The sequence below is a fragment of the Thiorhodospira sibirica ATCC 700588 genome, from assembly GCF_000227725.2.
Lineage (GTDB): Bacteria > Pseudomonadota > Gammaproteobacteria > Ectothiorhodospirales > Ectothiorhodospiraceae > Thiorhodospira > Thiorhodospira sibirica.
The window spans coordinates 1,979,837-1,993,678 of sequence record NZ_MU255056.1 but is presented as its reverse complement, the minus strand read 5'-3'; the positions used below and the strand labels follow the sequence as shown (position 1 = coordinate 1,993,678).

General features: G+C 48.4%; 16 protein-coding genes. 4 read left to right on the top strand and 12 right to left on the bottom strand.

What is annotated here, in order from left to right; translation table 11 throughout:
* Positions 1-275: 275 nt before the first annotated feature.
* The 10 genes from THISIDRAFT_RS09360 to THISIDRAFT_RS09320 form a co-directional block, all read right to left on the bottom strand.
* Positions 276-1,913 (bottom strand): GTPase, encoded by a 1,638-nt coding sequence (locus THISIDRAFT_RS09360; RefSeq protein WP_006787909.1) that lies wholly within the window; start codon positions 1,911-1,913, stop codon positions 276-278.
* 23 nt (positions 1,914-1,936) lie between these two features.
* Positions 1,937-3,712, bottom strand: coding sequence for a dynamin family protein (locus tag THISIDRAFT_RS09355; RefSeq protein WP_006787908.1), 1,776 nt, complete (start codon positions 3,710-3,712; stop codon positions 1,937-1,939).
* A 29-nt stretch (positions 3,713-3,741) separates the two neighbouring features.
* Positions 3,742-4,263, bottom strand: a complete 522-nt coding sequence (locus THISIDRAFT_RS09350) for a hypothetical protein (protein ID WP_006787907.1) — start codon at positions 4,261-4,263, stop codon at positions 3,742-3,744.
* A 53-nt stretch (positions 4,264-4,316) separates the two neighbouring features.
* Positions 4,317-5,150: a GTPase gene (locus THISIDRAFT_RS09345; RefSeq protein ID WP_006787906.1), complete on the bottom strand. Its 834-nt coding sequence runs from the start codon at positions 5,148-5,150 to the stop codon at positions 4,317-4,319.
* On the bottom strand, positions 5,128-5,340 hold the full coding sequence (locus tag THISIDRAFT_RS09340; RefSeq protein ID WP_221913989.1) for a helix-turn-helix domain-containing protein: 213 nt from the start codon (positions 5,338-5,340) through the stop codon (positions 5,128-5,130). The genes THISIDRAFT_RS09345 and THISIDRAFT_RS09340 overlap by 23 nt, the downstream gene beginning before the upstream one ends.
* 201 nt (positions 5,341-5,541) lie before the next feature.
* Entirely contained in the window at positions 5,542-6,960 is a 1,419-nt protein-coding gene (locus THISIDRAFT_RS09335) for a ThiF family adenylyltransferase (protein ID WP_006787905.1), read from the bottom strand.
* A gap of 3 nt (positions 6,961-6,963) precedes the next feature.
* A complete protein-coding gene (locus tag THISIDRAFT_RS09330; RefSeq protein WP_006787904.1) occupies positions 6,964-7,629 on the bottom strand; it encodes a LabA-like NYN domain-containing protein in 666 nt (221 codons plus the stop codon).
* Between the two features lie 15 nt (positions 7,630-7,644).
* On the bottom strand, positions 7,645-7,779 hold the full coding sequence (locus tag THISIDRAFT_RS15045) for a hypothetical protein (RefSeq protein WP_256439201.1): 135 nt from the start codon (positions 7,777-7,779) through the stop codon (positions 7,645-7,647).
* A 155-nt stretch (positions 7,780-7,934) separates the two neighbouring features.
* Entirely contained in the window at positions 7,935-8,129 is a 195-nt protein-coding gene (locus THISIDRAFT_RS09325; protein WP_006787902.1) for a hypothetical protein, read from the bottom strand.
* Positions 8,130-8,143: 14 nt separating this feature from the next.
* On the bottom strand, positions 8,144-8,947 hold the full coding sequence (locus tag THISIDRAFT_RS09320; protein ID WP_139064050.1) for a hypothetical protein: 804 nt from the start codon (positions 8,945-8,947) through the stop codon (positions 8,144-8,146).
* A 189-nt stretch (positions 8,948-9,136) separates the two neighbouring features.
* Here THISIDRAFT_RS09320 and THISIDRAFT_RS09315 point away from each other — a divergent pair, with 189 nt between their 5' ends.
* From THISIDRAFT_RS09315 to cas1, 4 genes are all read left to right on the top strand, one after another.
* Positions 9,137-9,742 carry a hypothetical protein gene (locus tag THISIDRAFT_RS09315; RefSeq protein ID WP_006787900.1) on the top strand — a complete coding sequence of 202 codons (606 nt, stop codon included), beginning with the start codon at positions 9,137-9,139 and terminating at the stop codon, positions 9,740-9,742.
* An 85-nt stretch (positions 9,743-9,827) separates the two neighbouring features.
* Positions 9,828-10,682, top strand: coding sequence for a reverse transcriptase domain-containing protein (locus THISIDRAFT_RS09310; protein WP_006787899.1), 855 nt, complete (start codon positions 9,828-9,830; stop codon positions 10,680-10,682).
* Complete coding sequence (locus THISIDRAFT_RS09305; protein ID WP_006787898.1) at positions 10,679-11,299, top strand: CRISPR-associated endonuclease Cas2; 621 nt, start codon at positions 10,679-10,681, stop codon at positions 11,297-11,299. Before THISIDRAFT_RS09310 ends, THISIDRAFT_RS09305 begins: the two co-directional genes overlap by 4 nt.
* A 67-nt stretch (positions 11,300-11,366) precedes the next feature.
* Positions 11,367-12,290 carry a CRISPR-associated endonuclease Cas1 gene (gene cas1, locus THISIDRAFT_RS09300; protein ID WP_006787897.1) on the top strand — a complete coding sequence of 308 codons (924 nt, stop codon included), beginning with the start codon at positions 11,367-11,369 and terminating at the stop codon, positions 12,288-12,290.
* Positions 12,291-12,296: 6 nt separating this feature from the next.
* On the opposite strand, the gene THISIDRAFT_RS09295 is transcribed toward cas1, so the two are convergent.
* Both THISIDRAFT_RS09295 and THISIDRAFT_RS09290 read right to left on the bottom strand, forming a co-directional pair.
* Entirely contained in the window at positions 12,297-12,632 is a 336-nt protein-coding gene (locus THISIDRAFT_RS09295) for a DUF1294 domain-containing protein (protein ID WP_083824637.1), read from the bottom strand.
* Between the two features lie 23 nt (positions 12,633-12,655).
* Positions 12,656-13,318: a hypothetical protein gene (locus tag THISIDRAFT_RS09290; protein WP_006787896.1), complete on the bottom strand. Its 663-nt coding sequence runs from the start codon at positions 13,316-13,318 to the stop codon at positions 12,656-12,658.
* Positions 13,319-13,842: the final 524 nt, after the last annotated feature.

Below are 13,842 nucleotides of genomic sequence, written 5' to 3'. Positions count from 1 at the left end.
TTGTTCTCCGTGATTTTTTGAAATGAAGCAACAAGCGAGGCATTTTTCGGGCTTGCGCGGTTTATATAGACTTAACGCATGATTTCGGCAGATTTTAAATGATGAGGTGCCAAACCTGAAAAAAAGCCCTTCCGTGGGCAAGGCATCCTGTCAGCCTGCATGCATCCCGCATCCAGGATCATCAGCAGTGCTTTGGCTTTATTGATATATATAACGTAACCAGGCTGGAGATTTTTCAAAGCCCCGATTTACAGTGAGGCCGCACAGGATTTTATTCAGAGGCGCTTAAGCTGATTGGCCGCGCTCTGCAGGCTTTGTTGATCCTGCGCCTGCTGCGTAGACTGAGTTTGCAGCGTTGTCTGCATGGCTTGCAGTGTCTCCAGTGCGGGTTGTAAAACCTGTACGATACACTGTTCAATGACCGTGTTGGCGGCATACTGGTATTGTTGTGATAACTGCTCGGCCAGGTCATTGACTTGCTGAAAATAGCGCTGTTTGGCATTGATTTCTTCTTCTTGTGCCTGCTGTGCACGATAGTAATCCACCGCCCCCAAAATAGCCTGCAGGCCTATGGATACCACCGGCACGCCTTTGGTTAGGATGCCCACCCATTTGCCAGCGATTTTTTCCATGGTTTTAGGCCCAATCCCTTTGAGCAAACTGGGAAAGTATGCTTTAACCGTGGTGAGTACGGTGATGATATGTTCTTCTTTGATGCTTTTTAACAGCAGAGCAACTTTATCCTGATGCGTCTGCAAAAGCTGATCAAGCTCCACAGCGTTTGGCGCTGAGGTTTCCGGCGATACCGGTAGCACTGCCTCTGGATGCAGCGCAATGGCAGGCGGCGGTATTTGTCCGAGTGTCTGATTTAGTGTCGTGGTCAGCCGTGCCGTGTGTTCCAGTTCCTGTTCCAGCCGTTGCTGCAGGGCATTCCCCAGGGTTTCGCTCAGGGCTTGCATGGCCTGTTCCACCTGCATTTGGTCCTGCATGGGATGGTTAAGCAGTGCCTTGATGTGGCTTTTGAGGTGTTGCTGTTGATGGCGGATAAATTCGGCAAAGACGTTGCGCAAACGAGCGTCTTCGTTCATCAAGCGCGTTTGAATCCGGCTGAGCTGGGCGTCGTGTTCGTTGGTCTGACGACTTTCGATCTCGGCAAGTACCTCCTCAAACACGCTGTGCAGTTGGCTGGCCAGGCTTTTGGTCAGTGCGCTTTTGTCGGTGGCGGCAATAAAGCTGTGCAGCGATTGTTCAAAGGGGATGATCCCACTGTGATGCACGAACGCTGGTTGTTGCGTGAGTCGTCCCTCTAAGGCGAGCTTGGCATCCAGCCAGTGTATGGGGATTTGTGCAACGGCCTTTTGTATTTCCTGTGAATGGATGCTCGCTTGCTTTTGTACGTTGGCGCGGACTTCATCAACCACAGCAAATTGTTCGGCACTGCCCCAGCGGATACCGCTGGTATTGTTAATGACCAGCATGACCCGCTGTTTGCGTGCCACGAATTCAAGCATACAGGTATAGGTACGCAATTCATCGGCAGCCGGTGAACTGTTGATCACAAAAATCACGACATCGCTGCGCTCGCACTGTGCTTGCGCAACCCGTTCATGTTCACTGAGGGCATCAATGCCAGGGCTATCGAGTACGGTGTAACCACGCCACTGATAAGGGTGGGTTTGTGCTGTCGTAGGGACACATCCCATCGGCGCCTCAGCACGTCCCAGCAAGGCATTGATCAGGGTGGATTTGCCTGCATTGTAAACACCATAGACCAAGATCACCGGCGTTGCTGCGCTGGCACGCGCCTCTATGTGTGCGGCCAGAGCCTCAAGGCGTTCGGCGGGCAGATAACGCGCCAAAATCGAACGGGTCGTGTTGAAGGCATGTAAAACGGGATGAATGTCTTGCATCATGGTATGTTTCCTTATCCTTTGGATCAGGCGCGGGACATAGATAAACTTGCCAGAGCCTGTTTGAACTGTTGCAGGGCCTTTTGGCTTTCTAACATGCGCTGCTGTATCGGCACGTACGCCTGTTTGGCTGGACGGGTGTAGTGCGTATCTACAGCGCGGATCAAGCCTTGGGTAAATAGTTCACGCGCCGTGTTTTCGATCTGTTCACGGTTGTCACCGTTGGGAATGCGCCGTACCAATTGCTCAGACAATGCTTTGCCACCCATTCCTCCGGCAGCACTGCCTAAGGTACTGCCAATGGCTGCGCCCATCGGGCCGCCGATCAAAAATCCGGCAACGCCTCCAACCACGGCGCCAAATAATCCGCCCAGGGCGCTACGGCTTGCGCTATTTGAATAAGATATGGTCTCAAAGTGCTGTTCAAAGCCTGGCAAGGCCGTGGCATCAGAAAAATCCAGGGCATCTTGCACCGCCTGATCCAGCTGCTCAAGCTGCTCACGAAGCTTGTTTTCTATCACGCGAGCGAGCTCCTTGTTTAAATGTTCACCGACACGGCTTAACAATGCTTTGTTATCTCCCTGATACTGCTGCATGGCCTGATTGAGAACGATATTCAAGCTTTGTTGCAGAGTGGTTATGATCTCTGTGCGTCCTTCCTCAATGCCTTGCTCACAATCCGCGATGACCTCTGCAAGCTTGGCAAGCCCCTCTTCCAGTCGCGTCGTTGATGCCTGCAAATGCAGGATGAATTGCGCCAGGTTGTTTTTCGGGGTATTGAGTTTCATCTGCACACTTTCTTTTTGAGTAAGCTCACACATCACCGCAAACAAACGGCCCATGCCAGAGATCTCAACGTTTTGCGCTTGAGCGACTTTCACGGAAACCGGCACGATCTCAGCCTTAATCAAAGCACGCCGGGCCTGATCATGAGCCAGCAGCCGCTCAAGCTCATCGCGAACGTACTGGATTTGCGCCTGCTGATCGGCTTCACTGAACATCACGGTTTGATACTCCACTTCACCGTGTTCTGTGAGCACGGGCGCTGTCGTATCTGAACGTGTGATCAAGATCATCAACGGCTTGCCCAGGCTTAACAGTTGTTCAATCTCGTGCATGTCAGATTGGCGTGCAGGATTGGCCGCCGACATGGTGTATACAATCAGATCGGCACTATTGGCATATTCACGCGCCAAATCGCCATTTTTTGGATTTTTGGAATGCAAGCCGGGGGAGTCCACCCAGTTTAGCCCCGGCAGTAGAAAATACTGAATGGCGCAGGTACATTCCTTACGATCTACTCCAAAACCTTGCTGCAACTCATCTTCGTGAATGGTGCCCACGCTGGAAACCTCCTGTAAACCAAATTGCAGGCCGCTTTCGGCTTTGCACTGCTGCACCCGTGCTGTATCTGGGGTGTCGCTGCCGGTGGCGACATAATTGCCCAAAGAGCTTTTGCCCGAATTGACCTTGCCATAGACATACAACAAAAAGGCATCACCCAGCCCCTTGCGAAACGCTGTATTGCGTTCGTATTGCTTGACCTGCTGCTGCCAGTTGTGCGCAATGTTTTGGAATTGCTGATGATAGTGCTCAAAGGCCTGCATCACTGGATGCTTGTTTTTTAAATCCACGCTCGGTAGGCGCTTTTGTGCGCTAAGCTGTTTTTCCAAGCGTTGCAAGGCAGCGTCAATGTGCTGCTCCTTGTGCGCAATATCGGCTTTGGCCTGAGCAAACTGCTCGGCCAAACCCGCAAAAGTTGCAAGCAAGTGGTGACGGTCGGTGTCGTGCTGGAGATGCATTAGAAACTCCCTGTTATCGTGGATATGGTTTAGTTAACCGTGTGCAATAGCTGCTCAAGGGCATCGATACGCTGGGCGCGGATGTTTACCTGCTCAAGCATCGCCAGCACCGGGCCATCGCCTTTGACTTCATAGCTTGCGCTTAGGCAAGTCAGCACATGTTCAAGGGCCTGTAACTGCGTCGGCTCTACTTCAGCCAGGTGCGCCATGTGAGTCACCCATTCGTGCGTATCTTCATCCAGCGCCACATCCTGCTGTGCCAAGCACTGCAGATCGTATGGCTCCAGCGCACCCTGGCGGGCAAAGCCCAAGGGATGCAGGATGCGATCAACGCTGTCCGTGGCGGCCTGCAGCAGCTGCTGTTGACGCGCCTGCTGCCGGCGGGCCTCGGCTTCCTGACTCGCCTTGAGTTTTGCATGATACTCATCATCTGCGCTTGAGGAGTTTTCGCTCAGTTTATGTGCTACATAGGCAGCAGTACTTACTGCTGCAGTTGTCGCAATAGCGCCACCAATAATCTTTACTAAAGGAATTGCTGCCAGAAAAAACATATGTATTCTCCTGAAATATATAACTGGTGTGAGGCTTCGCTACAAAAAACGACTTAACCACCCTGTAAAGAACGCAACAGCTGTGCGGAATTTTCATTCGCCCGCTGTAATTTTTCTGCCAGGGACCGCTGCAAATGGTGTTTTTGCTGGGTCTCGCTTTGCATTGCCTGAGTCACGCGTTCATACACCTGCGCCACAACGGTTTGACGCTTTTTCGCCCGGACGGTGGTCAAGGTCTGTTGCAGCTCACTAATCCGACGAGCCAGGGTACTTTGCAATACGGGAATACCGCTGGCCTGTATAAATGCCTGCTGTCCTTCGCGGCGGCCTTGCAGATAAATCGTGCTGCTGACCAGAAAAATCGGTGCTGCTTTGCCGCTGATATGGTGCAATTGCGCATTGATCATCTCAATGAGCGAGGTAAATTCAGCGCGCTTACCCTCGGCATGGGTCAACACGCACAGTAAGCGCTCATGCAAAGGCTCTGTTGATTGTTTTTGAATCTTGGCCAAATAATCCAGGGCCTGGGCATCCAGCTCACCCAGACGCAGGTTATGCACCATCAACAAAACATCGGCTTTTACAATGCTGGCGAAGGTATGTGCGTCGTCTTCGTCTTGCGCATCAATGCCGGGCGTATCCATGACATCATGCGTGGGCAAGTGCAATATTTTTGCCGTGCGGGTCTCACGCACACATGCAGTAGGGAAATACTCCGCTTCAATCTGATCGGTCAAGGCATTTAACAAGGTGCTTTTGCCGCCGTTATATAAACCCAGCGCCGCCACACACACGGGCCGCTCAGAGAGTGCGTCATGATCAAAAGCCTCTAAGGCCGACAGTGCACGGGCTAACTCAGGATAATCACTCAGCAAGGATTGCAGCATGGAAAACCTCCAAAACAGGTGGGAATATCAACGCTACCCTATTTAACGAAGCATCCCTGGTGATTTTTAAATCTCGACCTGCCGTCTTTAAAATAAAAATAGGCGTTACGCAATCGAACGTCCGGGCAAGGTTTTGTTCCTGCGCGGGCGTCGGGTAGAACCGGAAGCGGTAGGCGCGTTTGATGTCCATGTCCATACGTTACACGCGATAGCGCACTGTGTAAAACCTCAACATAGAAAGGAGCGCGGGAGGCTTGCTTCGCACGCCGCGCTATCCCTCCTCGGCCTGAAGGCCGAGGTTTCCCGCGCAAACTGATAAAAACTAAAGAAGAAAATATAAGGTACCAAGCCAATACCTGGCGCCTCTACACAAACAGGACGGTCTGCAGGCTTAGTGCGACACGGCGGCAGTGTCGCTGCAGGTATCATGACAATAAAAGCAGTCTTTGCGACGCTGTGCCACGCTGTCGGTATCGGGATAGATGCAAGGCGCCAGGTTGTTTTCATAAACCCACACCGGGACATGCGGCTGGCGTTCCGTGTATTGATTGATCAGCAGATCAACGCTGAGTGTCGCAAGCAAAGCATTGAGGGTTTTGACGGCCGGTTCCTTGACCTCGGCACCGCTGACATAGCCGCGTGCAGCCAGGGTTTTTCCTAAATCAGGGAAGGCTTGCGCTGCCAGACGGGTAGTAGAGATGCGCCCCAGGCAGTTCAAACACAGGCGATCCCCTTGACGCGCAATGATCACCTCCCCGCTCATGTCGCTGATCTGCCCCGCCTCGACGGTGATATTAACCCCGGCAGAGAGCAGCGGAATACCAAAACGCAAGGCAATCTCTTGTGTCTTGAAGCGGCTGGCATGATCATCGGTCGCCAGGATGATCCAGTCAGCACGCGCCAGCACCGGCAACAGACTATCCTCTTCAATGCGTTGTGGGTGCGCATGGATCGTTGCAAAGGGGTTGATGCGCTGCAGATGCTGTTGCACCGTCTTAACCTTGAGTCTGGCCGCTTTGGCATCCCGATAATACGCGCCAACAATGCGATTGAGATTGGTGATCTCTAGCACGTCATGATCAATCAGGTCCAGGTGCATAAAGCCCGAATGCACCAAGTGCTCTGCAATGATGGAACCAAGCCCGCCCACGCCAACAACGGCAATACGTTGGTCATTGGTCATGCGCCGCAAATTCTCCAGCCCCAATGCCAACACACTGCGCGCTAAAAACCCCTGCTGCGCATCGGTAGCGCGGGCGAAGGTATTTTGCTCACACGGTCGCTTGTCAGGCGGCTGCTGAGCGCACGGCCAGGCCTCGGCAACGGTCTGGGTTTTGATCTGCGCCGGGATTGCAAACAGGCGATTTTGACGGCGTTCCCACAGGCGGGCGGCGTAGTCGGTTTGCGACAGGACAATGCTGGCATAATGCACATTATCCAGGGTATCCCCAAGCCATTGATGAAAAACCCGCTCATCCCGGTCATCTACGCCGGAGAAAGCCGCGCCTTGAGTACAAAAGGGATGGGTGTGAACATCAATCAGCGTGTCGGCATGTCCCTGGCGCTGCATTTTGACCAAGCGATCATAAATGTATTCACGTTTCAGGCGCAGGTGTGCAATCCCTTGGCTGGTATAATCCTCAGGCCGTGCAATATCCATTTCCACCACTTTGATCACGGTGTAATCCTCAAAACGATGGCTTTGCCCCAACAGTAATGCAAAGGCCTCACGCTGCTTGTCTTGCAGCAGCCGTTGATGCAAGCGGGCAAACGCGCCTTGCGGGAAACGGATATGCACGTTAGCACGCATTACTTAGTCCTCGTATTTTTGTGTATAACGGCGCAAATCAAATGGGTGCGCATCGCTGTTTGCATCCTCGTCATCTTCATCAGCAGCGCCCTCAGCAGGGTAAGGGGTATTTGCCAGATCCGTGTTTTCGTTTAAATAAACCTCCAGATCGATAAAGCCTGAGGCCTTAAGTTGCAGTTCACGCGCCATATTGACACCGGCAAAGGCAGCCACTTCAACGCGCACTCCACGGCGGCGCAGCTCCAAAACTGCCGGGACAAAATCCTTATCACCGGAGACCAGCACCAAAATATCCGGGCGCACGATCTCGGCAGTACGCATCATTTCCAGAGTAATTTCCACATCAAAATCACAACGATACGTCTCCCCGGCGATACTGCCGACCTTGCTGTGTACCAGATAGCGAGCATCCCAAAGCGATTCAATCAGATGATCGCGGGCATGCGGGTTGCGTGGATCAATCGGCACAAAGGCATGGGCTTCCACCAAAAACCGCCCTTCTGCCAGATAGGCCAGCAGATCCTGATAATCCGGAATATAGCCTTGCAGATCAAAGGCCGCATTGATGTTGGCATAATCTAAAAAAACAACGAGCTTTTCCATGGCATACTCCGGGGTGGTATTGGATGCACCGGGATTTTCCTGGGCATTTAACGAGTGGGCTAACATAATACATTCTCCTTTTTAGGTCAGCTTGCCGACGATAAAACCCGTCAACGCAGTGATGAACAAGGCCGTCCAATACCACTGCAGCAGCATCAAACTCCCCACCAGTAACGCGATGCACAGCGTGATCCACAGCGCAATCGTATGGCGCATATCCGCATTTTTTGCAGACTGGCCAGGTTTTTGTGAAGGTGTGCTGCGTTTTTTTGAACGCACTGACGGATGCTTTTTGTGTGTGCTCGAATAATTGCGAAAATGGCTGGAATGGGGAATATTAGCCATGAGTGCTTGCCTCGCTGAATGGACGGTTAGCTAAACAACTTGAAAAGTAAAAACACTCCGATACCCACCACTGCCGTCTTCAGCAGATCCTCAATCACATCCTCTTGCGAATCACTGTGTGAGGTCTGTTGCGGTTGCTGCTTTGTGGGCTTAACATTGGCCTGTGGTGCCGTCGGTTTGTAGCCATTGCGAAATTCATGCGAGTGCGGAATATTTGCCATGATGTGCATCCTCCTCAGTTACCTAGCACTTCATTAATCAAGTGAAAATAGGTGTACAGGCTATCGCCGTTGCGCCAGTTGCGCGCCGGTTGCCAGGCCCCGTCGTGAATGTAGGTGCAATACCATTTCCAGCCTTGACTGATCGGTGCTTCCCAGGCACCATGCGCGACCCAATCGAAAAAATGACCATCCGGCGAAAGTGGCAAATCCGCCGTCATATAAAAGCCAATCGGTGGCAGGCGTGGATATTCATTCGGAAATGCCACCAGCAGCGAAGTATTGCGAGCAACGCTATGCCAACGCGGTGGTAAAAAGTAATTGGGTACCACCATCCAGTGGGCCTCGTCTTCATCAAATGCAACACCCTGCTTGAACAGGTTTTCTGCAATATCAACCACCTGCTCGGTGATAATCTGATAAGATTCCTGCGAACGCGGCCCACCAAAACCATAGCCCTTGGAGCGATCCGGCATGGAGGTGACTTTCGCGCCACGTCCATTCTTATCGACCAGCTCATGCGGTTTATACCAACGGTGAGGATCCACCTGCTCTACCTTGCCCTGATTTTCAATAATTGTGCGACGCCCTGGACCGGCATTGATGTGGCTGGTCAAATCGCTACCGCGTACACCATTGCCAATGCGGCTGGGATCAATGCGTCTGCCGTTGATAATCGCCATGTTTAAATTCCTCCGATGGGGTGTCGTGTTAAATGGAGCAGATGAAGCGTTGGATGTGTCCGTATGACGAGCGCGAAACATCGGGTTAGGAATCTGCATGACGCATGTCTCCAGGTAAAAAGTGTCGTAAAATGCCATCCGTGGCCAGCATCCTCCGTGATGCCCAATCCTGTGTTCCTGTAAAGATAAACGCACGCCGTGGCTACATTTTTAAATACCCTGTAAACATTACGTTTAAAAAAATTACACTCTGCTACGTTATATATACAACAAGCTTTAATTGACTTGAACATCCCCCAGTCCATAACCTGAGCAGGAGTATTCTATATGAATGTTTGTTGCTTTTTCTTTTTTAAGCTCAAAGGTAATTTTTCTATAAACTATATTTCTGACAACAATGGAAATATACTTATAAATATTCATATACCTTATTACTTTCTTCCATATAGTTTCAATTTTTTGGCCTATAACTTTAAAGAAAAAAAGTCAGTAATTAGATCAATAAAATCACTTAAAGACAAAATCAATAATGATCCTGAAAAAACTGCAAAAGGAGTAGATATTTTTTCTCAAGGAATATATAAAAAAACAAGCCTATACATAAAAAATAAATCCCATGAAAAGCCAAAATATTACGAGTCTATAGGATGTTTTTTAGGTATTCATAAAACCTTTAATGCAGTTCCAGAAAAAACCATGACATTAATGATAGAAAGTGATGGCCGGCTATTAAAAAAATACTTAAATTTAGTAAAAATTGAAAAAAATTACTGGGGGTTGTGGAAGAAAGATATTGGTTATCACTATTATGTAACTTCAAAAAAACCTGAACCTGGTCAAGACATAAAAGAAATTTGCGGATGGACTCTTTATCAAAAAGACTTTGTTCGCTATACCGAAGCAGGTCGAATCAAAGAAACACGGGTCATGTAAGCAAAATAAAAAATCGTGTGTCCACAAAAAGTATAAAAAAAGACACACGCAAAGCCTAAAGCATGTACCAAAATGGAGAACTGATATGGTTGACTTTATTCGTCAGGTTGCTAGCGCAGCCGTGTTAAATCAGGCCTGGAGTCATGTTCGCAAAGACAAATCACGCTGGACGCGTGATCTTTCTATGCAAGATGTAGCGCGTGATCTGCCATTACACATAGGCAGAATTTCTGAGGATCTTCTGAGTGGACAATATCAGCCACAAAAAGTGCGTTGCTTTGAAATCAGTAAAGGTGATGGCAGTCAACGATTGATCTGTGCCCCAGCGGTGCGTGACAAATTGATACAACGCGCAGTATTGATTGTGCTCGAACCACTAGGCGAAGAAAAATTTCATCCACATAGCTTTGGATACCGTCCAATGTGTACACTGGATATGGCGCTATCTTGCTTGCGTGAGTGGGTACGTGAAGGATATATATGGCTAGGTGATGCAGATATTTTACAATGTTTTGATCATATTCCTCATGCGCCAGTTTTAGAGCAGATTTTTGCATTGTGTGGTGACCAACAAATCGTTAATTTGCTTACCGCATGGATGGAAAACATTCCTCCACAGCATCAACCTTTTGGAGCTGGATATGGCTTGCCTCAGGGAATGGTTTTGTCACCTTTTTTATGCAATATCTATTTGCATGATATGGATATGGATCTGCATGAACAGGGTATTCCCTGTATACGCTATGCCGACGATTTTATCGTATTAAGTCAAACAGAGTCTGGTGCTTGGCAGGCGCTGCAAGCCGCTGCTAACAGCTTGCAACGCCTGCAATTGCAGCTACATCCTGAAAAAACTCAGGTCATACGCACATCACCACATCATCGTTTTTTAGGAAAACGTCTTCCCAAAGCCAAACGCCCACAAAGGATTGCCGGATGAGCCTGCTTGATAAACTGACACAGTTGCAACACATGGGATTTGAACGATCGTCTTTTGTATTTAGTTACGATATTTCAGATCCCAAAAATGCACGAGCGGTACGTCGTTGCCTGCAGCGGTGGCGCATGGATGGACAGCTTTCAGTGCATGAAGCAGTGATGACCGCAGTGGAAGTAGAAACTTTAAGTGTAGAGCTGGCTGAACTTATTGATCCACAAACTGATCGATTATTGGTATTTCGCTTGTCACGGCGTGGTCAGGGTCCAGTTTTACAGCTGAGCGCGGTGCAACCAGTTATTCCCTTTGCACATTTGCCACAAACCATGCCTGAATCACTGCACGATGGTTGGTATGTATTGGCTTACGATATCTTTGATCGCCAGCGTCTAATACGCATACAGCGTCTATTGCGTCGTAAAACCATATTTTTACAGCGGTCAGTCTATTTATTTTATGGATTGGGATTTCATTTAATAAAACTACTTAATGATACAGTAGAATTACTTTTAAATGGAGAGGATGATTTACGGGTATATCCTTTGTCCAAGCCGAGTGATTTATGGTTTTTGTGTGGAAACACACCACCTTTAGCAGGTCTTGAAAATTTATATGAATAACGCGACTTTGATCTAATTAAAGTATTTGACAATACTGACAAAAACATCTATTAAACCGGATTATATCATGGATAAAGCAACGTTAATTATTGATCAGGCGGGAGCCTCAATATCTTTTCAAAAAGATGTTTTAGTGCTGCGGCAGCCCGATGGAGCAGTCCATCGCATTGGAATCAAAGCACTTAAACAGATTATTATTAAAAAAGAAATTAGTCTTTCCAGTCGATTACTTGAACAAACTTTAAAAGAAGGCATCAGTCTGGTAGTTTTTCCGGCGCAGCGCGGTGAAGCTACCCGCCATGTTTTTGCTCAGGCATCCGGAGCTTTGCATGTGCGTATGGCACAATATAAAGCCTATTTTGATCCTGCTTTTCGAGTCACAATAGCAAAGCAATTTATAATTAACAAGCTTGAAGGACAAGCGCATTGTTTACGTCATTATGGATTGAATAGCTCTTTTCAACGTTTTATTTTGCATGCCCGTCAGTGTGAAGACATTCCAAGCCTTATGGGGGTTGAGGGTGCAGCAAGTGCTTATTATTTTAAGCAGTGGCCACAACTATTATTGCCTGAATGGGGGTTTCATGGACGCAATCGCCGTCCTCCCAAAGATCCAGTCAATGCTTTATTGTCATTGAGCTACATGTTGGCATGTCATGCCGTCGGCCGTTTAACAGCTCAGGACGGCTATGAAACTACGCTGGGATTTTTGCATGCTGGCGCATCAGGGCGACCCAGTCTTGCATTGGATTTGGTTGAGCCACTGCGCCCCTGGATTGATACATGGGTTTTGAGTTTATGCCATCAAGCGGTATTTAAACCCAGTGATTTTTTTCATGATACTAAACAAGGTTGCCGCTTAGAAAAAAAAGCCTCACGGCAATTTTTTAATTTGTGGTTTACTACCATTGAAAAGCATTTAGAGCAGCGCACACGCATTGAGCTTGGAGCCTTGCGAGATGCGCTGGGGATCACTACGTCAATGAATTGATTAAATTTAATGACTCATAAACCAAAAAATATATAAAATAAGGCAGTGTATTGATGTTATAAAAAACAACATCGGTTGAAACTTATATTTATGACGAAAAAGATGTATGCCTGCAAAAGATCCTATTGCTCCGCCAACCATGACTAACAAAATAAAAAACCTGTTTGGTATGCGATATCGGCTTTGTATGGCCTGGTTTTTATCATACCCATAACATAAGAAAGAAGAAACATTTATAACTAAAATCCATGAATAAATAAAGCTTATATCTGTTTTTTCTGAAAAAAATGCAGCGCCAATTATGCTGAAAATAACAACGCCAGTAATAATCGCATTATTCACTTTTTATTCCTTTTAAATTTATTTTAGCAAAAATTAAATGGTAAACAGTGTTTCATGGCAGCGCGTACATGCGCATGAGCACTATGCTGTTCCAGGCAATTGAATTCAGCCAGTGCTGTATGTGGAGCCATCTTGAGTGTTTGTTGCAAACGCATACGTTCTGTCTGCGTTGGTAGGGTATGCGTCTGCAATCCTAACACCTGCGCCAGGGTGCGCAATACCTCAGCAATCCAGTGCATGATAGGGCCATAAGCATGATGTTCAGCCAGCGCAATAGCAGCATTCATATGCTTAAGCGCCTGCTTAGGCTCATTTTCCAACACCCATAACCATGCGCGATATGCCTCAATATGCGGCCAAGGATAGTCCTCTTGATGTTTCCAGTTCGTTGCTTGCTGAAGATATGCATGCCGTTCAGCACTAAATGTTTCTGGATAATTCACCAATGTACGTAAAAACAGATGATGTGTAAACCGTCGCACGGGCTTTGCACAGGACGCCAAGGCGTGTGTTACCGCAAACAAGGTTTTTTCACCAGTTATTTTGAGCAGGTGCTTCGACAGCTCCCGAGACAAAACATCAGGGATAATATGCGGATGATCCATCAACGCAATCAATCGATAAATTTGTGTCTGAGCGGCCTCTTTTTCGGCTTGATCTGGGTCAGACAGTCGTGCAAATAACATCAATGCTTTATCAAAATTTGCAATCGCTTCGTCAAAATCATTTTCAAAAGCGCATGCATGTAATCACATTCGGCCAGGTGGGCATCGCTAGCGCATCGGGCAGTATATGATTTTTTAATAATTCAATGGATTACCGTTTTTCTTGTCCTGTATAGGCGTATGAATGACCGCCTTATTTTAATAATTCAAGATCGACGGGTTTGCATCGCTCCTAAAGCCTCAACGTAAGCGTTCAGATACCTTTCCAATTTTTCGACGCATTCGCAAAGATAAGCCGACCTGTGGCGGACGCCGCTTGCGTTGTGGCGGCATCATCTTGATGCCGCCTCTGGGAGCGCGCAGCACCAGCTGCGCATAGCCGTTAAACCCCCGCGAGGCCTACGGCCTCGGTGCGCAGCCGGTGCTGCGCGCTCCCAGGAATCATGCCACTACGTCCCGTTAAACTTCATGTTCTGGAAAACATCCTTGGCGCTTTTCCAGGGGCTTGTGGCGGACGCCGCTTGCGTTGTGGCAGCATCATCTTG

Coding starts and splice junctions, on each gene's coding strand:
- THISIDRAFT_RS09290 (WP_006787896.1), bottom strand. CDS start 13,318: ATGTTATTTGCACGACTGTCTGACCCAGATCAAGCCGAAAAAGAGGCC.
- THISIDRAFT_RS09320 (WP_139064050.1), bottom strand. CDS start 8,947: ATGGCATTTTACGACACTTTTTACCTGGAGACATGCGTCATGCAGATT.
- cas1 (WP_006787897.1), top strand. CDS start 11,367: ATGGATAAAGCAACGTTAATTATTGATCAGGCGGGAGCCTCAATATCT.
- THISIDRAFT_RS09345 (WP_006787906.1), bottom strand. CDS start 5,150: ATGCTGCAATCCTTGCTGAGTGATTATCCTGAGTTAGCCCGTGCACTG.
- THISIDRAFT_RS09360 (WP_006787909.1), bottom strand. CDS start 1,913: ATGATGCAAGACATTCATCCCGTTTTACATGCCTTCAACACGACCCGT.
- THISIDRAFT_RS09325 (WP_006787902.1), bottom strand. CDS start 8,129: ATGGCAAATATTCCGCACTCGCATGAATTTCGCAATGGCTACAAACCG.
- THISIDRAFT_RS09335 (WP_006787905.1), bottom strand. CDS start 6,960: ATGCGTGCTAACGTGCATATCCGTTTCCCGCAAGGCGCGTTTGCCCGC.
- THISIDRAFT_RS09330 (WP_006787904.1), bottom strand. CDS start 7,629: ATGTTAGCCCACTCGTTAAATGCCCAGGAAAATCCCGGTGCATCCAAT.
- THISIDRAFT_RS09350 (WP_006787907.1), bottom strand. CDS start 4,263: ATGTTTTTTCTGGCAGCAATTCCTTTAGTAAAGATTATTGGTGGCGCT.
- THISIDRAFT_RS09310 (WP_006787899.1), top strand. CDS start 9,828: ATGGTTGACTTTATTCGTCAGGTTGCTAGCGCAGCCGTGTTAAATCAG.
- THISIDRAFT_RS09340 (WP_221913989.1), bottom strand. CDS start 5,340: ATGGACATCAAACGCGCCTACCGCTTCCGGTTCTACCCGACGCCCGCG.
- THISIDRAFT_RS15045 (WP_256439201.1), bottom strand. CDS start 7,779: ATGCGCCATACGATTGCGCTGTGGATCACGCTGTGCATCGCGTTACTG.
- THISIDRAFT_RS09355 (WP_006787908.1), bottom strand. CDS start 3,712: ATGCATCTCCAGCACGACACCGACCGTCACCACTTGCTTGCAACTTTT.
- THISIDRAFT_RS09305 (WP_006787898.1), top strand. CDS start 10,679: ATGAGCCTGCTTGATAAACTGACACAGTTGCAACACATGGGATTTGAA.
- THISIDRAFT_RS09315 (WP_006787900.1), top strand. CDS start 9,137: ATGAATGTTTGTTGCTTTTTCTTTTTTAAGCTCAAAGGTAATTTTTCT.